The sequence below is a fragment of the Pseudomonas sp. NPDC086112 genome (genome assembly GCF_044746425.1).
Taxonomy (GTDB): domain Bacteria; phylum Pseudomonadota; class Gammaproteobacteria; order Pseudomonadales; family Pseudomonadaceae; genus Aquipseudomonas.
Genome location: NZ_JBIVCD010000008.1, coordinates 65,723 through 83,187 on the forward strand (window position 1 = coordinate 65,723; position 17,465 = coordinate 83,187).

At 59.5% G+C, this 17,465-nt stretch carries 15 protein-coding genes; 7 read left to right on the forward strand and 8 right to left on the reverse strand.

The features are described 5' to 3' along the window. The first annotated feature begins 52 nt into the window (after positions 1-52). From ACIPLA_RS08465 to ACIPLA_RS08475, 3 genes are all read left to right on the forward strand, one after another. Entirely contained in the window at positions 53-2,926 is a 2,874-nt protein-coding gene (locus ACIPLA_RS08465) for an EAL domain-containing protein (RefSeq protein WP_401172916.1), read from the forward strand. A gap of 271 nt (positions 2,927-3,197) precedes the next feature. After that, positions 3,198-4,064 carry a transcriptional regulator HexR gene (hexR, locus tag ACIPLA_RS08470; RefSeq protein WP_007896526.1) on the forward strand — a complete coding sequence of 289 codons (867 nt, stop codon included), beginning with the start codon at positions 3,198-3,200 and terminating at the stop codon, positions 4,062-4,064. A gap of 193 nt (positions 4,065-4,257) precedes the next feature. Beyond that, positions 4,258-4,470 carry a PA3496 family putative envelope integrity protein gene (locus tag ACIPLA_RS08475; RefSeq protein WP_218395625.1) on the forward strand — a complete coding sequence of 71 codons (213 nt, stop codon included), beginning with the start codon at positions 4,258-4,260 and terminating at the stop codon, positions 4,468-4,470. Here ACIPLA_RS08475 and ACIPLA_RS08480 read toward each other — a convergent pair. Then, entirely contained in the window at positions 4,412-5,374 is a 963-nt protein-coding gene (locus ACIPLA_RS08480) for a LysR family transcriptional regulator (RefSeq protein WP_218395623.1), read from the reverse strand. The two genes, ACIPLA_RS08475 and ACIPLA_RS08480, sit on opposite strands and share 59 nt — an antisense overlap. A 190-nt stretch (positions 5,375-5,564) precedes the next feature. Here ACIPLA_RS08480 and ACIPLA_RS08485 point away from each other — a divergent pair, with 190 nt between their 5' ends. After that, the gene (locus tag ACIPLA_RS08485; RefSeq protein WP_007896523.1) at positions 5,565-6,980 is read left to right on the forward strand and encodes an acetyl-CoA carboxylase biotin carboxylase subunit; all 1,416 of its coding nucleotides are present in this window, start codon (positions 5,565-5,567) and stop codon (positions 6,978-6,980) included. A gap of 11 nt (positions 6,981-6,991) precedes the next feature. Then, positions 6,992-8,800: a sodium-extruding oxaloacetate decarboxylase subunit alpha gene (oadA, locus tag ACIPLA_RS08490; protein ID WP_218395621.1), complete on the forward strand. Its 1,809-nt coding sequence runs from the start codon at positions 6,992-6,994 to the stop codon at positions 8,798-8,800. Positions 8,801-8,935: 135 nt separating this feature from the next. Here oadA and ACIPLA_RS08495 read toward each other — a convergent pair whose 3' ends face one another. Next, on the reverse strand, positions 8,936-9,772 hold the full coding sequence (locus tag ACIPLA_RS08495; RefSeq protein WP_123495700.1) for an amino acid ABC transporter permease: 837 nt from the start codon (positions 9,770-9,772) through the stop codon (positions 8,936-8,938). Continuing rightward, the gene (locus ACIPLA_RS08500) at positions 9,769-10,590 is read right to left on the reverse strand and encodes an ABC transporter substrate-binding protein (protein WP_123495702.1); all 822 of its coding nucleotides are present in this window, start codon (positions 10,588-10,590) and stop codon (positions 9,769-9,771) included. The genes ACIPLA_RS08495 and ACIPLA_RS08500 overlap by 4 nt, the downstream gene beginning before the upstream one ends. Before the next feature lie 112 nt (positions 10,591-10,702). Here ACIPLA_RS08500 and ACIPLA_RS08505 point away from each other — a divergent pair, with 112 nt between their 5' ends. Next, complete coding sequence (locus ACIPLA_RS08505) at positions 10,703-11,602, forward strand: homocysteine S-methyltransferase family protein (protein WP_401172917.1); 900 nt, start codon at positions 10,703-10,705, stop codon at positions 11,600-11,602. A gap of 120 nt (positions 11,603-11,722) precedes the next feature. Here ACIPLA_RS08505 and ACIPLA_RS08510 read toward each other — a convergent pair whose 3' ends face one another. From ACIPLA_RS08510 to ACIPLA_RS08520, 3 genes are read right to left on the reverse strand one after another with little or no spacing between them, the layout of a single operon-like run. Next, entirely contained in the window at positions 11,723-12,394 is a 672-nt protein-coding gene (locus tag ACIPLA_RS08510; protein ID WP_218395615.1) for a GNAT family N-acetyltransferase, read from the reverse strand. Positions 12,395-12,411: 17 nt separating this feature from the next. Beyond that, positions 12,412-12,858, reverse strand: coding sequence for a GNAT family N-acetyltransferase (locus ACIPLA_RS08515; protein WP_123495707.1), 447 nt, complete (start codon positions 12,856-12,858; stop codon positions 12,412-12,414). A 9-nt stretch (positions 12,859-12,867) separates the two neighbouring features. Continuing rightward, positions 12,868-13,491 (reverse strand): FMN-binding negative transcriptional regulator, encoded by a 624-nt coding sequence (locus tag ACIPLA_RS08520; RefSeq protein ID WP_401172918.1) that lies wholly within the window; start codon positions 13,489-13,491, stop codon positions 12,868-12,870. 90 nt (positions 13,492-13,581) lie between these two features. Between ACIPLA_RS08520 and ACIPLA_RS08525 the strand changes: the two genes are divergently transcribed. Further along, positions 13,582-15,135 carry a PLP-dependent aminotransferase family protein gene (locus tag ACIPLA_RS08525; RefSeq protein ID WP_401172919.1) on the forward strand — a complete coding sequence of 518 codons (1,554 nt, stop codon included), beginning with the start codon at positions 13,582-13,584 and terminating at the stop codon, positions 15,133-15,135. A 15-nt stretch (positions 15,136-15,150) separates the two neighbouring features. Here ACIPLA_RS08525 and ACIPLA_RS08530 read toward each other — a convergent pair whose 3' ends face one another. Then, a complete protein-coding gene (locus ACIPLA_RS08530) occupies positions 15,151-16,251 on the reverse strand; it encodes a polyamine ABC transporter substrate-binding protein (protein ID WP_401172920.1) in 1,101 nt (366 codons plus the stop codon). Between the two features lie 13 nt (positions 16,252-16,264). Further along, positions 16,265-17,296, reverse strand: a complete 1,032-nt coding sequence (locus ACIPLA_RS08535; RefSeq protein ID WP_401172921.1) for a histone deacetylase family protein — start codon at positions 17,294-17,296, stop codon at positions 16,265-16,267. Positions 17,297-17,465 lie beyond the last annotated feature (169 nt).

The following is a 17,465-nucleotide window of genomic DNA, read 5'->3' on the forward strand; positions in this document are numbered from 1 at the left end:
TCCGTCCACAATTCGGGCTCGCATGCTCACTATAAGAACAAGAACATTGCCTATGACCCTCAGCTCCGACCTGTCGGGCCCCTCTGTGGAGCCCCGGGTTATCCGCAAACAGTACGCCATGGAAATGGCGGTCGAACGCACGCGCCTGCTGTACCAGGGCTCGCTTTTGCCTACGCTGTTCATGCTGATCAACGGTCTGGTGTGCGCCGGCCTGCTCTGGAGCCCGCAGCGCTACTTCGTTGTGAGCGTCTGGCTGATCTGGTTATTGTCGCTGGTGGCGTTGCGGGTGATTCAAGTCGCGGCTTTCGATTCGGCGATTCCCAACCGTCAGGCCCATCCGGTCTGGCGTCGCATGTTCATGCTCGGCTCTGCGATGACTGGCCTGACCCTGGCCGGTGCCGGCATCGCGTTGGTGCCCGCGGATAATTTCATGCAGCAAGCCTGGGTGTTCGGCCTGATCGGCGCCGCGGCACTCTCGGCCAGCGTTGCTTATGCCGTCAGCCTGCCAGCTTTTCTGTCCTTTACCTTGCCCTGTCTGCTGCCAGCCATCGGCTATCTGTTCTGGGGCGGGGATGAGCAGGAACAGGGCTGGGGCTGGTTTGGGCTGATATTGCTGGGTTCGTTGAGCGTGGTCGCCTGGCAGGTCAATCGGCTGATCAACCAGGGGTTGTTGCGGCGCTTTCAAAATCAGGCCCTGATCGAGCACTTGCAGCAGGCGCAACGTCGCAGTGATCAGCTCAACCACGAACTGGCCAAGGAAATCGACCAGCGCCGCCGCGCCGAAGACGAATTGCGCGAAACTCAGGTCGACCTCGAAAATCGCGTTGCCCAACGCAGTCTGGAGCTGGACGCCGCTAACCAGGCCTTGAGCAAGAGCGAAGCGCGACTGGCGCTGGCGTTGAAGGCGAGTGAACTCGGGTTGTGGGACTGGAACCTGCAGACAGACGAAGTCCATCACACTCAGCTTCAGGAGCTGTTCGGCCTGGAGCCGGAATACGTGACGGCGATGCTCAGCCACCTCAAGCCACGTCTGCACCCCGAAGACTTGCCATCGCTCAGGCGCGCCCTGGTCGAGCATTTGAAGGGTCGCAGCGAGGATTATCAGATCGAGTATCGGGTACGGCATGGCGATGGCCATTGGGTCTGGATCGAGGACCGTGGGCGAGCGGTGGAGCGCAGCGAAAACGGCCGGGTGATCCGCATGGTCGGCACCCGCCGCGACATCAGTGCCAGCAAGGGACAGGAAGAACAGCGTCAACTGGCGGCGACGGTGTTCGAGGCCGCTAGCGAGGGCATCGTCATTCTTGACCCTAATTACGCGCTGATCGCCGCCAATCAAGCCTTCAGTCGAGTGACTGGCTATGACATCGACGACATGCTCGGGCGCAGTGTGGTCGAGTTACCCTGCAGTCGCGACGCCCGCCGGCATTACGCGGCGATTCGTCAGGCGCTGGAGCAGCACGGTAGCTGGCAGGGCGAGTTGGTCGAAACGCGCAAGAATGGCGAGTTGTATCCGCAATGGCTGCAACTGAACGCCGTGCGCGATTCACGGGGAAAAGTTAGTCATATTGTCGGCTTCTTCGCCGATCTGTCTGCTCGGCGTGAGTCCGAAGAGCGTATGCGTTACCTGGCCCATTACGACGAACTCACGGGATTGGCCAACCGATCGTTGTTCCGGGAACGGCTGCACGAAGCTCATCAGCGGGTGCGTCAGGGCGGTCGGCGCAGCCTGGCGTTGCTGCACATCAATCTGGATCGATTCAAGCTGCTCAACGACAGCCTTGGCCACGAAATCGCTGATCAGCTGTTGCAGAAAATGTCCCGGCGCCTGGTCAATGCGCTGCCGGAAGCGGACACCATCGCCCGGTTGTCCGGTGATGAATTTGCAGTGCTGTTCGATGCCTACGGCAACCTGTCGAGTCTGGCGCGCATGGCAACTCGTTTGTCGGCCAAGCTGTGTTTGCCGATCACTGTCGACGGTCATGAGCTGGTGATGAGCGCGTCCATGGGCATCAGCCTGTTACCGGACACCGCGCGGGAGATTTCTGCGCTGGTCAGCCAGTCGAACATGGCCATGCAGCACGCCAAGCACTTGGGCGGCAACAACTTCCAGTTTTATACCGACAGCCTGCAAGCCAGCACGCTCGAGCGTTTGCAGCTCGAGAACCAGTTGCGCAAAGCCATCGAAGAAAAGCAGTTGAAAGTGTTTTATCAACCGAAACTCTGCCTCGTCACCGGCCGGCTGAATGCCGCCGAGGCATTGGTACGCTGGCATCACCCGACCCTGGGCCAAGTGCCGCCGGGGGATTTCATCGGCTTGGCCGAGGAAACGGGGTTGATCGGCGCTATTGGCGAGTTCGTTTTACGCCAGGCCTGTTGGCAAGCCTGCGAGTGGCAGCGTCAGGGGCTGGAGCCGATTCGGGTGTCGGTCAATCTGTCGGTGCATCAACTGCGTCAGGGGAAACTGGTGAGCCTGGTGCGCCAAGTGCTGGAGGAAACCGGTCTGGCGCCGCACTATCTGGAATTGGAACTCACCGAAAGCCAGTTGCTGGACAGCGTCGAGCACATCATTGCGACCTTCCAGCAGTTGCGCGACCTTGGGGTGAAACTGGCCATCGACGATTTTGGTACTGGCTATTCGTCCTTGAGTTACCTCAAGCGCATTCCGGTGGATTACGTGAAGATTGATCAGGCGTTTATCCGCGGTCTGGGGGAGAGCAGCGAGGATGCGGCGATTACCCAGGCGATCATTGCCATGGCTCACGGGTTGTCGTTGAAGGTGGTGGCTGAAGGGGTGGAGCGGCCGGAGCAGCTGGAGTTTCTGAGGGCCGAGCGTTGCGATGAAGTGCAGGGGTATTTGATCAGTCGTCCGGTCGAGGCCGCCAACCTGGCCGAGCTTTTACGTCGCGACGCCAACCCTTTGTAGAAGCTAGCGAAGGCTGCGTTCGGCTGCGAAGCCGTCGTAAAACATGCTTGCCGGATTTTTCCTGTTAAACCATATCCATCTTCACGACGGCTTCGCAGCCGAACGCAGGCTTCGCCAGCTGCTACAAGGACCGAGAGGGCTACATGGAGCGCATGGCGCATGAAATGGGGACATTGAGTTACGCATTGAGCAGGCAAAAAGCCGATTCATGTAGTATAACTACAAGCGTGCTACATCCCCGGCACCTGCCAATAACAAAGAGTCCAGCCCCTTGAATCTGCTGCAACACATCGCCCAGTCCCGCCACCTGTTACGCAAGTCGGAGCTCAAAGTCGCCGACCACGTGCTGCTTGACCCTGCGGCGGTGATGCACAGCTCCATGGCCGACCTGGCCCACAGCGTGGGCATCAGCGAGCCGACCATCGTGCGGTTTTGCCGCGCCATCGGTTGCTCCGGGTTTCAGGATTTGAAGCTGAAACTGGCGCAGAGCCTGGCGGCCGGCGCGAGCTTCGGGCAGTTTGCGATCCATGAAGACGATTCGGTCGCCGATTACAGCCTGAAAATCTTCGACACCACCCTGCATACGCTGATGGAGGTTCGCGAGAAACTCGATCCGGTGGAGTTGCAGAGGGCGGTGTCGCTCATGTCTCAGGCCCAGCGTGTCGAGTTCTATGGCTTCGGTGCGTCGGGCGCAGTGGCGGCGGATGCCCAGCACAAGTTCTTCCGTTTACTGCTGACTGCAGCGGCGTATTCCGACCCGCATATGCAGGCGATGTCGGCGGTCACCCTGAAGCCGAGTGACGTGGCGATCTGTATTTCCCAATCCGGGCGTTCCAAGGACCTGTTGATCACCGCCAATCTGGTGCGCGAGAGCGGCGCTTCTCTGATCACGTTGTGCCCGAGCCAGACACCGTTGGCCGAGTTGTCGACCGTCAATCTGGCGATCGATGTGCATGAAGACACCGAAATCTATACGCCACTGACGTCGCGCATTGCGCATCTGGTAGTGATCGATGTGCTGGCGATGGGCGTGGCCATGGCCCGCGGTCCGAGCCTGGTCAATCACCTGAAAAGCGTCAAACGCAGCCTTCGCAGCTTGCGGCTGTCGCCAAAATCGGTGAAAGCGCTGGACGATTGATTCCTTGCCTTGAGATTGCCTTCGCGGGCAAGCCTCGCTCCTACAGATATCGCGTAACCCTGTAGGAGCGAGGCTTGCCCGCGAAGGCGTCATCCAATTCACCACATTTCATCTCACTGTCATCCTCCCGCCGCCAAACCGTCATCCCTCGCACCTATCTTGTAACTCCCGTACTCGCCTTGGGAGACTCGAAATGGCTCAGCCCTACGAAGAACGCAACAGCGCCGTCAAAACCCGTCGTCAGCAAGAAGATCAGCGCCGCATGGAATTTCGCCGCGCCATCGAAGATCGCAGCGAGCGCCGCCAGCTTCTGGCCGAAATTGGCGAATTTTCTGACGATCTGGAACTCAATTACTGGCAGGCGGCTCCCGCAACTTCCCGTCGAAACGCTCAACCAGCGCGCTGATCTGCATCCGCTCGCTGCGGATAAACGCAAGGAATGCATGGGCCACCGGTGACAGCCGTTTGGCCTTGGCTTGCACCAGGCACCAACTGCGGTACAGCGGCAGCTCTTCGACTGGCAATTCGATCAATCCGCCGGTTGCCAACTCAAGGTTCAGGGCGTGGCGTGTCAACAGCGCCACGCCCAGACCCGCCAAGACGCATTCACGCTGCGCTTCGGCCGAGGCCACCTCCTGGGTTTGGGTGAAGTGCACACGTTTCTCTTTGAAATACTCTTCGCAAGCCAGTCGCGTGCCGGAACCGTGTTCGCGCAACAGCAACGTGTAGGGCTCAAGATCCTGCAAGCGCAGCGGGCCCATGTGACACAGTGGATGATCCGGCGGTGCCACGGCGACAATCGGGTTGTTGAGGAACGGTAGAAACTCCAGCCCCATGTCCTGTGGGACCATAGACATGATCACCAGATCATCACGGTTATCCGACAGGCGCCGGATGACCTGGCCACGGTTGACCACCGTCAGTTGCAGGTTCACCTCCGGGTGCTGGCGCTTGAACGCGGCAAACAGGTGCGGCACGAAATACTTGGCGCTGGATTCCACCGCCAGTTTCAGCTGACCCTGCAATGAGCCTTGCATGTCCGACAGCTGCATATCGAGGTTTTCCAGGCGCCCGAAAATATCCCGGCTGGCGCGCTGCAGTGCTTCGGCCGCCTCGGTCATGTAGAGTTTTTTGCCGACATAATCGAATAACGGTTGGCCGATCAGCTCTTCGAGTTGACGAATCTGTAGGCTCACGGCAGGTTGTGTGAGAGACATTTCGTCGGCTGCACGGCTGTAGGACCTTAAGTCGCACACCTCATTGAAGATCTGCAATTGACGCAACGTCATACGCATCAATGACTTACGCATTTTCTAGAGACCCTGAGCGGAGGCTGATGCCTCAACTATAAGTCTTTGCTTATGTGTAACCCAATTATTATTCATTTTTGTTAATCCCTTGCGAAGGCTAGTGTGGAGCTGCGACTGAATTGAAACATTTGGTCACGCGTCGACCTGGTGTGACAGGTCGTGGGTACCACCGGCTCAAGGGAACCTCCAAGTGATAAAAAAGATCCTGATCGCCAACCGTGGTGAGATTGCCGTACGAATCGTGCGTGCCTGCGCCGAGATGGGCATTCGCTCCGTCGCGATCTATTCCGACGCCGACCGCCATGCCTTGCATGTGAAGCGTGCGGACGAGGCCCACAGCATCGGTGCCGAGCCACTGGCCGGCTACCTCAACCCGCGCAAGCTGGTGAACCTGGCGGTGGAAACCGGTTGCGATGCGTTGCACCCCGGCTATGGCTTCCTTTCGGAAAATGCCGAGCTGGCAGACATCTGCGCCGAACGCGGTATCAAATTCATTGGTCCATCGGCTGAAGTGATTCGCCGCATGGGCGACAAGACCGAAGCGCGCCGCAGCATGATCAAGGCTGGCGTACCGGTCACCCCGGGCACCGAAGGTAACGTGTCGGGCATCGAAGAAGCCCTGACCGAAGGCGACCGCATCGGTTACCCGGTGATGCTCAAGGCCACCTCCGGTGGTGGCGGCCGCGGGATTCGTCGTTGCAACAGTCGCGAAGAACTCGAACAAGCCTTTCCGCGGGTCATTTCCGAAGCCACCAAGGCTTTCGGTTCGGCGGAAGTGTTCCTGGAAAAATGCATCGTCAATCCGAAACACATCGAAGCACAGATTCTCGGTGACAGCTTTGGCAACGTGGTGCACCTGTTCGAGCGTGATTGCTCGATCCAGCGTCGCAACCAGAAGCTGATCGAGATCGCTCCGAGCCCGCAACTGACCCCGGAACAGCGCGCCTACATCGGCGACCTGTCGGTGCGTGCGGCCAAGGCTGTGGGTTACGAGAACGCCGGTACCGTGGAGTTCCTGCTCGCCGAGGGCGAGGTGTACTTCATGGAGATGAACACCCGGGTGCAGGTGGAACACACCATCACCGAAGAAATCACCGGCATCGACATTGTTCGCGAGCAAATCCGCATCGCGTCCGGCCTGCCGCTTTCGGTGAAACAGGAAGACATCCAGCACCGCGGTTTCGCGTTGCAGTTCCGGATCAACGCCGAAGACCCGAAAAACAACTTCCTGCCGAGCTTCGGCAAGATTACCCGTTACTACGCGCCCGGCGGTCCTGGCGTGCGCACCGACACAGCGATCTATACCGGCTACACCATTCCGCCGTTCTACGATTCCATGTGTCTGAAACTGGTGGTCTGGGCGCTGACCTGGGAAGAAGCGATGGACCGTGGCTTGCGAGCTTTGGACGACATGCGTCTGCAAGGGGTCAAGACCACCGCCGCGTATTACCAGGAAATCCTGCGTAACCCGGAATTCCGTAGCGGCCAGTTCAATACCAGCTTCGTTGAAAGCCACCCTGAACTGACCAACTACTCGATCAAGCGCAAACCCGAAGAGCTGGCCCTGGCCATCGCCGCCGCCATCGCCGCCCACGCAGGCCTGTGAGGAATAGAACAATGAGCAAACAAATCCACGTTACCGACACAATCCTGCGCGACGCCCACCAATCGCTGCTCGCCACCCGCATGCGCACCGAAGACATGCTGCCGATCTGCGACAAGCTCGACAAAGTCGGCTACTGGTCGCTGGAATGCTGGGGCGGCGCGACCTTCGACGCCTGCGTCCGCTTCCTCAAAGAAGACCCGTGGGAGCGTCTGCGCCAACTGCGCGCGGCCTTGCCTAACACGCGTCTGCAAATGCTCCTGCGTGGCCAGAACCTGCTGGGCTACCGCCATTACAGCGACGACGTGGTCAAAGCCTTCGTTGCCAAGGCGGCAGTCAACGGCATCGACGTGTTCCGCATTTTCGATGCGATGAACGACGTGCGTAACCTGCGAGTCGCCATCGAAGCGGTGAAAGCCGCCGGCAAACACGCCCAGGGCACCATCGCCTACACCACCAGCCCGGTGCACACCATCGAGGCGTTCGTGGCCCAAGCCAAACAAATGGAAGCCATGGGTTGCGACTCTGTGGCGATCAAGGACATGGCCGGCCTGTTGACCCCGTACGCTACTGGCGAGTTGGTCAAGGCGCTAAAAAGCGAGCAATCGCTGCCCGTGTTCATTCACTCCCACGACACCGCTGGTCTGGCCGCGATGTGCCAACTCAAGGCCATCGAAAACGGCGCCGACCACATCGACACCGCAATCTCCAGCTTCGCTTGGGGCACCAGCCACCCGGGTACCGAGTCGATGGTCGCCGCCCTTAAAGGCAGCGAGTTCGACACCGGCTTGAACCTGGAACTACTGCAAGAGATCGGTCTGTACTTCTACGCCGTGCGCAAGAAGTACCACCAGTTCGAAAGCGAATTCACCACCGTAGACACTCGCGTTCAAGTGAATCAGGTACCGGGCGGGATGATTTCCAACCTCGCCAACCAGTTGAAAGAGCAAGGCGCGCTGAACCGCATGAGCGAAGTGCTGGCGGAGATCCCTCGCGTTCGCGAAGACCTCGGCTTCCCGCCGCTGGTAACGCCGACCTCGCAGATCGTTGGCACCCAGGCGTTCTTCAACGTGCTGGCCGGCGAGCGCTACAAAACCATCACTAATGAAGTGAAGCTCTACCTGCAAGGCGGCTACGGCAAAGCGCCGGGCACCGTGAACGAAAAACTGCGTCGTCAGGCGATCGGCAGCGAAGAAGTGATCGACGTGCGTCCGGCCGATCTGCTCAAGCCGGAAATGACCAAGCTGCGCGCCGAAATCGGTGCCGTGGCCAAGTCTGAAGAAGACGTTCTGACCTACGCCATGTTCCCGGACATCGGCCGCAAATTCCTCGAAGAACGTGCAGCCGGCACCCTCGTACCGGAGGTGCTGTTGCCAATTCCGGAAGCGGGCGGGGTGACATCGGCCGGCGGTGAAGGCGTGCCGACCGAGTTCGTCATCGACGTTCACGGCGAAACCTACCGCGTCGACATCACCGGTGTCGGCGTCAAGTCGGAAGGCAAGCGCCACTTCTATCTGTCCATCGACGGCATGCCGGAAGAAGTGGTGTTCGAACCGCTCAACGAATTCGTCAGCGGCGGTAGCAGCAAGCGCAAGCAAGCCACTGCACCGGGCCACGTCAGCACCACCATGCCGGGCAATATCGTCGATGTCCTGGTCAAGGAAGGCGACACCGTGAAAGCCGGCCAGGCCGTGCTGATCACCGAAGCGATGAAGATGGAAACCGAAGTCCAATCGGCCATCGCCGGCAAAGTCACCGCCATCCACGTGGCCAAGGGCGACCGGGTGAACCCGGGCGAGATTCTGATCGAGATCGAAGGCTGAGTTAACAGCCTCGATATACCGCTTTAAACCTCGGGGGGGCATGTGCTCCCCTTTTTTTTCGCCCGGTATTTGGGAGTGCCACAATCCTTGCGAATGAATCCCGAGTAGGAGCTGCCGAAGGCTGCGATCTTTTCGCTAACCCCGCTTCAAATACGCCTTCCCATAATGCCGCTCCATCCGCGCCTGAATCAGCTCCAGTCCAATCGACATCAGCCAATAAATAATCGCCGCGGTCGTGAGCATTTCGATATAGCGATAGCTCGAGCGCCCATACGATTGGGCCAGGAACATCACTTCCCAAACCCCCATCACCGAGATCAGAGACGAATCTTTGAGCATGGAGATGAACTGGTTGGTGGTGGGCGGGATGATGGTACGCATGGCCTGGGGCAGGGTGACGCGCCAGAAGATCACGGTTTCGCGCATGCCCAAGGCCAATGACGCTTCGCGTTGGCCATGGGGAACGCCGAGGATGCCGGCGCGGAAAATTTCGCTCAGGTAGGCGCCGTAGTTCAGCGACAGGGCGATGATGCCAGCGGCGATGGCACCGGGCACGATGCCAAGTTGTGGCAGGCCGAGGTAGATCAGCAGAATTTGAATCAGCAGCGGTGTACCGCGAAAGAACGAGGCATAGAAGCTCGCGATACCGAACGCCACCGCGCTTTTCGACAACCGAGCCAAAGCCGTGATGAAGCCCAGCAGTGATGACGCCACGATCGAGCACAGGCACAAGAACAACGTCAGCGCTGCGCCTTGCAGAAAGCCGTTGGGCGCCAGGTGCAGGCCGATCAGGTTCGGCAGTTTGTCGAGGATGATCGAGAACTTCAGGTCGAAGCTCAGGAAGAAACTCGCGAACAAGCCGAACATCGCTGCCCAGGTCAGGTACAGCCGCGTGCGAAAACCGAAAATCCGTTGCAGCAGCGACTCAGCCACCGGTTGCGGCGGCTGAGGTGGTTTGGGGAAAGAAGTCATTTGCTGATGTCGGCGCCGATCCATTTTTGCGACAGCTTGCTCAAGGTGCCGTCCTGTTTCAACTGGGCAAACACATCACGCACTTTGGCGTCCCACTGGGCGTCGCCTTTTTCGATGGCCACCGAGTTCGGCTCCGAGTAAAGCGGCTCGCCGGCGAGCTTGAAACGCTTGTCTTCGTTCAGGCGCGGTTGCGCGGTCACCAGGTTGGTGAGAATCGCGTCCAGACGCACGCCAGCGCCCAGGCCCAAATCCTGGAACGCGACGTTGTCGGTGTCATACGGAGCGATCTGCACATTCTCGAACGGGTATTGCAGTTGGGTGTCTTCGGCGCCTTCGATCACCAGGTTTTTGTTCAGGTAGCTTTCATAGCTGGAGGCGCTGGTAAGGCCGACTTTTTTGCCGCTCAGGTCCTTGGCGCTGTGAATGCTGTCGTCCTTGGCGTTGACCACGATCACGGCGGGGGAGGCGTAGTACTCCACCGGGAAGTCGAAGACTTCAGCGCGGGCTTTGCTCGGGGTCATGGAGCAGATGCAGATGTCGTAACGCCCGCTCCAGCGACCGGCGGCGATCACGTCCCAGGACGGCGTTTCGAGGCGCAGCTTGACGCCCAGTTTGTCCGCCACGGCCTTGGCCACGTCGACGTCGAAACCATCGAGCTGGTTTTGATCGTTGAGGAATGAGAAGGGTGGATAGCTTTCCATCAGCACGCCCACCAGTTCTTTCTTTTGCTCGATGCGGTCCAGTGTGGCGCCCGCAAAGGCTTGAGTGGAGGCAGCCAGAATCGTCAGGCCCAGGGCCAGCAGTGGTTGAAATTTCACAGTTGATCCCTGAAAAAAAAGAGGTTGTTATTAACCGTACGGTGCGTATTAAATAGTTATAAGAACGACTCTGATAGTGAGTTATTTTCATAAGCTTATGAGTGAAAAGCATATGGGCGCAGGCAGCACGGTAATTCTGGATGGCGGCATGGGTCGTGAGCTGCAACGTCGAGGGGCGCCGTTCAGGCAGCCCGAGTGGTCGGCGCTGGCTTTGAGCGAAGCACCGCAAGCGGTGGAGGCGGTGCATGCGGCTTATATCGAAAGCGGTGCCAACGTGATCACCAGCAACAGTTACGCGGTGGTGCCGTTCCATATTGGTGAAGAGCGTTTTGCCGCTGAGGGTCAGGCGCTCGCGGCGTTGGCCGGTGAGCTGGCCCGGCGTGCGGTCGATGCGGCGGGCAAGCCCGTGCGAGTGGCCGGGTCATTGCCGCCATTGTTCGGCTCCTATCGCCCGGACTTGTTCGATGCCGCGCGGGTGACTGAACTGCTGACGCCTCTGGTCAATGGCCTGGCGCCGCATGTCGACTTGTGGCTGGCTGAAACCCAGAGTTCGATTGTCGAGGCACGGGCGATCCATGCCGGTCTACCGAAGGATGGCAAGCCGTTCTGGCTGTCGTTTACCTTGAAGGATGAAGACACCGACGAAGTGCCGCGTTTGCGTTCCGGTGAGCCTGTGGCTGAGGCCGCTGCAGTGGCGGCTGAGTTGGGCGTCGAGACTTTGCTGTTCAACTGCAGCCAGCCAGAAGTGATCGGCGCTGCGATTAATGCGGCACGGGAAACCTTCGAACGCTTGGGGGTGAAGATTCACATTGGCGCGTACGCCAATGCCTTCCCGCCGCAGCCGAAAGAGGCCACGGCCAACGACGGTCTGGACCCGTTGCGCGACGATCTCGACCCGCCGGGGTATCTGCAATGGGCGGCCGATTGGCAGAAGCGCGGGGCCAGCTATTTGGGCGGGTGCTGCGGGATCGGGCCGGAGCATATTGCGGTGCTCGCCCAGAAATTGGCGTGATGCCATTCGCGGGCAAGCCTCGCTCCTACAGGTTTTCGATTGACCATAAAATGGTGATCGACGCAAAACCCCTGTAGGAGCGAGGCTTGCCCGCGAAGGCGTCCTGCCAGACGCCGAAGATTACTGGCGGCACTCCACCAACGTTTTCACCTGCCCCGATTCCGTCTGGTTCTCATCCGACAGCCACCGCTCGAACCCCGCGCCAATCGCCGGCCATTCCGAATCCAGAATCGAATACCACGCCGTGTCACGGTTCTGCCCCTTGACCACCATGTGCTGACGGAACACCCCTTCAAAACTGAACCCCAACCGCTCCGCTGCATATTTGGAGCGGGCATTGCCGTTGTTGCATTTCCATTCCAGGCGCCGATAACCCAAGGCAAAGGATTCCCTGGCCAGCAGGTAAACCGCCTCGGTACTTTTCGGGGAACGCTGCATCGCTGCGCCGAAGGTCACATGGCCGATCTCGATGCGGCCCTGAGCAGGGACAATCGACATCAGGCTGAGGATACCTTGCACGTCGCCGCTGGCGCGGTCGATCACGGTGAAGAAATACGGGTCGCTGTTGGCCGCATGGTTGTTCAGCCAATCGTTGAAAGCGCTGCGTTCCGGGAAAGGACCGTAAGGCAAATAATCCCAGAGCTTCGGATCCGCGCCCGGGCCTTCCAGGGCTTCCCACAAACCGTCAGCGTGACGCGCCGGGTCAAGTTTTTCCAGGCGAATGAAACGCCCTTCGATCAGTTGGACGGAAGGCGGCGGAACACCTTTCCAGTCGGCGAGTGAAATCGACATGCTGCTCTCCTTGAACCTTATAGGGCGTGGCGAAACTGGATGAAACCGGGGCGTTCGGCGATGCGCTCATAGAGCTGGATCGCGGTGGCGTTGGTTTCGTGGGTCAGCCAATGAACCTTGCAGCAGCCATCGGCCTTGGCCGTGGTGTAGACGAATTCGATCAGTTGCCGACCGACACCGGTGCCGCGGGTTTCTGGTGTCACCAGCAAGTCTTGCAGGTAGCAGGAGTTTTCGATGCTCCAGTTCGAGCGGTGATAGATGAAATGCACCATGCCCACCGCTTTGCCATCGGCCCAGGCCAGCGCCCCATGGGTCGGTTCGCTCGGATCGAGCAGGCGCTGCCAGGTGCTTTGGGTCACCGCCTCGGGCAGTTCGGTGTTGTAGAAGCGCAGGTAGGCTTGCCACAGCGGCAGCCAGGCAGCGTGATCGTCGGCGGTGACCTGGCGGATGTCGATCTGACTCATATTGATTCCTTAACGCATCAAGTGGGCGAGGGCCTGATCGTGCACATCAGGGCTGGCGGTCAGCCCCTCGCGCACACCGGCGATGTCTGCGGTACTACGGTTCTGGCTGAGCTTGCGTTTGCCCTCCAGCCGCTGGATCGGCAAGGCAAAACCGACGATGGCCTTGAGCATGCCGTCGATATAGTCGGCGGGGGCATCGGCGACCTTCCACGGCTGGGCGCGACCGGCTTCATGGCGCTCGGTCAATGCGTTGACCAGATCGCGCAGGCGATCGGTATCGGTGAACACTTCGCCAGTGCCATAAGCGTGTACGGCCACGTAGTTCCAGGTCGGCACGACTTTCCCGTGCTCGGCTTTGCTCGGGTAAAACCCCGGGCTGACGTAAGCATCCGCACCAGCAAAAATCACCAGCGCCTCGGCGCCGTTCTGCAATTCTCGCCATTGTGGATTGGCCCGGGCGAGGTGCCCGTAGAGAGTGCCATTCGGGCCGTGGTCGGCATTCAGCAGCAGAGGCAAATGACTGGCTTGCAGGCCTTGCACACCGTGGGTGACCAAAACGCCAAGACGGGCGCCGAGGATGTGCTGATGCAGCTCATTCAAATCATTGATGGCGAAATTGCTGGGCGTATACATGGAAATATTCCTTGGCGAATGCCTGCATCCTAGGCAGGCTATTGGTCTGTTGTAAGAGCCATTAATGACCAATTTCATAGGTCCATTACCATGTCGAACACGCCGCTTCCCTCGTCGTTCAATCCGGCGGGTATCGAACTCGACCGCCGCCTGGGCCTGAGTCGTCAGCTCTATCAAGCGCTACGGGTGCGAGTGCTCGACGGACGACTGGCCAGCGGCACACGACTGCCAGCCAGTCGCGATCTGGCGGCGGCGTTATCGATTTCCCGTAACAGCGTGGTCCGTGCCTACGATCAGCTTTACGCTGAGGGCTTCATCGAGGGGCGTGTTGGCGACGGGACTTATGTCGCGCAATTGCCTCAAGCTGCGATGTCAGTGAAAAAATTATCCACAAAAGTATCCACAGGGTTTTCAACAGGGTTACCCACAGCCTTATCCACAAATTGGTTGGATTTACCTGTGGTTTCATCCAGTAAAGTTATCCACAGCGGTGCTTTGGGCCGGGTTGAAAAGAACCATTTGACCTTGCCTCCCAGTGGTCCACCTCGGGCATTTCGTGTCGGCGTTCCAGCCTTCGATCTATTTCCTTTCGAGGTCTGGGCCAAGCTGAATGCGGCTTTCTGGCGTAAGCCGGATTTAGAGCAACTGTGTTACGGCGACCCAGCGGGTGATGCGCGATTACGTGGGTTAATTGCTGCGTATTTGCGCAGTTCGCGGGGCATGCAGTGCTCGGCTGAGCAAATAGTGATCACCAGTGGCGCACAACAGGGGATTAGCCTTTGTGCACAGTTGCTGGTGGAGCCTGGCGATGGGGTGGGCATTGAAAATCCGGGGTATCGAGCGGCGGGTCATGCGTTCGCTGTAGCCGGCGCGCGATTGCACGGGATAGCGGTGGACAGTGAGGGCATTGATTGCACCGAATTGGCGGGGCTCAGCGATTGTCGATTGGCTTACGTCACGCCGTCGCATCAGTACCCGACCGGCGTGGTCATGAGTCTGGCGCGACGTCTTGAATTGTTGGCCTGGGCCGAACGCACCCAAGGGTGGATCGTCGAGGACGACTACGATGGCGAATACCGTTACAGCGGCGCACCGCTGGCGCCGTTGGCTGCACTGGATCGACAGGGGCGGGTGCTGTATGTCGGAACCTTCGGCAAGGTCGCATTCCCGGCATTAAGACTGGGTTATCTGGTGTTGCCGCCCGGATTGGTTGAGGCGTTCTCCCAGCGTCGTGCGGTGGACGTACGGCACTCGGAGGTCAGCACCCAGGCGGTAATGGCCGAGTTCATGGCCGCCGGGCATTTCCAGCGGCATATCCGGCGTATGCGCCGCGCTGCGTTGAGTCGGCGTAACGTGTTGCTCAATGGCTGGCCTGTGGATATCCCGGGCGTTGGTAAGCTGCCCAGTGTGGCGGCCGGTTTGCACCTGACGGTACGTGTCGACAGCGTGACTCGTGAGCGCGAATTGATTGAACAAGCCACCAGCGTCGGGGTGGAGATCAATGGTTTGAGCAGTTACTGGCTGCCAGACACGACGCTTCCCGAGGACCAGCGAGCGGGGCTGGTCCTGGGGTTCGCCGCAGTGCCGGAGGCGGCTATCGAATCGGCACTGGCGAGGCTCAAAGAGATCTGGCGCCCGGTGTGAGTCACGCCGCCCGGATCAGGTGCCGGACTTGATTTTGGTCCAGGCCCGGGTCCGCGCCCGCTCGGCATCACGCGGCAGCGGTTGCAGGGTGTAGAGCGTACTCATCGCCGCTTCGGTCGGGTACAGGTTCGGGTTATTGCGGATCGCCGGGTCGACCATTTCCGTGGCGTCTTTGTTCGGGTTCGGGTAGCCGACGAAGTCGCTGACCGGTGCAATGACCTGAGGTTGCAGCAGGTAGTTGATGAAGTTGTAGGCATCTTCCGGGTTCTTCGCGCCTTTGGGGATCGCCAGCATGTCGAACCAGATCGGTGCGCCTTCTTTGGGCAGGCGCATGTCGACGACCACACCGTTCTTGGCTTCCTTGGCGCGGTTGGCGGCCTGGGAGAAGCTGCCGGAGTAACCGACCGCGACGCAGATGTCACCGTTGGCAATGTCGGCCATGTACTTGGACGAATGGAAATAGGTGATGTAGGGGCGAATCTTCATCAGCAGCGCTTCAGCCTTGGCGTAGTCCGCCGGCTTCTTGCTGTTGGGGTCCAGGCCCAGGTGCTGCAGGGCCAGCGGCAGGATCTCTGACGGCGAGTCGAGCAGGGCCACGCCGCACTGCTTGAGCTTGCTGATGTTCTCTTCCTTGAAGATCAGGTCCCAGCTGTCCACCGGTGCGTTGTCGCCCAAAGCCGCCTTGATCTTGTCCGGGTTGAAGCCGATCAGAATGGTCCCGTACATGTAGGGCACGGCGAATTTATTGCCCGGGTCGTTGGCTTCGATCAACTTCATCAGCTTGGGATCGAGGTGGTTCCAGTTTGGCAGTTTGCTGCGGTCCAGCGGCTGGAACACCCCGGCTTCGATCTGCTTGGCGAGGAACACGTTGGACGGCACCACCACGTCGTAGCCGGAGTTGCCGGTCAGTAGCTTGGCCTCCAGGGCTTCGTTGGTGTCGAAGATGTCGTAGACCAGTTTGGTCTGGGGGTTCTGGGTCTTGAAATCTTCCAGCGCTTTGGGGGTGATGTAGTCGAACCAGTTGTACACCCGCAACGTGCGCTCTTCGGCGTGAACGGCACCACTGAATACGGTGGCGTATAGCACTGGAACGATAAAACGCTTGAGTCGGTTCATTTGTTCTAATTCCTCATTGGGCGCTTTCAAAACCTTCGAGAACGTTCACGGCATTGATGCCGATTTCTTCCACCGCGTAACCGCCTTCCATCACGAACAGCGTCGGCTTGCCGAGGCCCGCGATGCGCGCGCCCATCGCCAGGTAATCCGGGCTGTCGAGTTTGAACTGGGAGATCGGGTCGTCCTTGAACGTATCGACGCCCAGGGATACGACGACGATGTCGGCGCCGTACTTTTCAATCTCTTTGCAGGCCTGCTCCAGGGCTGCGCTCCAGCGGTCCCAGCCTGAGCCGGCGGGCAAAGGGTAGTTGAAGTTGAACCCTTCGCCCGGGCCTTCACCGTGTTCTTCTTCATAACCGAGGAAGAACGGAAACTCGGCTTCCGGATGACCATGGATGGAGGTGAAAAGCACGTCGCTGCGCTCGTAGAAAATCGATTGGGTGCCGTTGCCATGGTGGTAATCGACGTCGAGGATCGCGACCTTTTTGTGGCCTTGATCGAGGAATGCCTGAGCGGCGATGGCGGCGTTGTTGAGGTAGCAATAACCGCCCATCAAATCGCTGGCGGCATGGTGTCCCGGTGGACGGCACAAGGCGAAGGCACTGCGGGCACCGCGCTGGATTTGCGCTTGGGCCGTGAGCGCAACTTGCGCCGCGCTATACGCCGCTTGCCAGGTACCGGCGGTAATTGGTGCGCCGCCGTCGAAGCTGTAATAGCCGAGCTGACCGTGCAGGCTGGTGGGCATGATCCGGCGCAGGGTGCGGGCAGGCCAGGTGTAGGGCAGCAAGTCTCCATCGGTATTGAATTCGGTCCAGCGCGCCCAGGCCCCTTTGAAGAAGTCGAGGTAGTCGCGGCTGTGGATACGCTCGATCGGCCCGAGACCGAAATCCTGGGGTGCCTCGACCGGGCCCAGATGGCGGGACTGTACGCGTGCCAACACATGGTCGGCCCGCGAGGGCATTTCGAAGCAGGGCATCAATTGCCCGTCCATCAATTCGCAACGGCCGTGATGCAAGTGGTGATCATCCGAGTAGATCGTCAGCATTCTTGTTCTCCGCAGGCTGATTCGGTTGCACACAGTCTTGCGGCGGGCGGCGTTTGGGAAAACGGCAGGAAAGGCCAAAAGGGGATCGATACGGCCAAAAGATTTGACCGAAATTCGCCCCTTAATGGCACACCGGCGCCCACGAATGACGCATTCGCCCCCTGTAGGA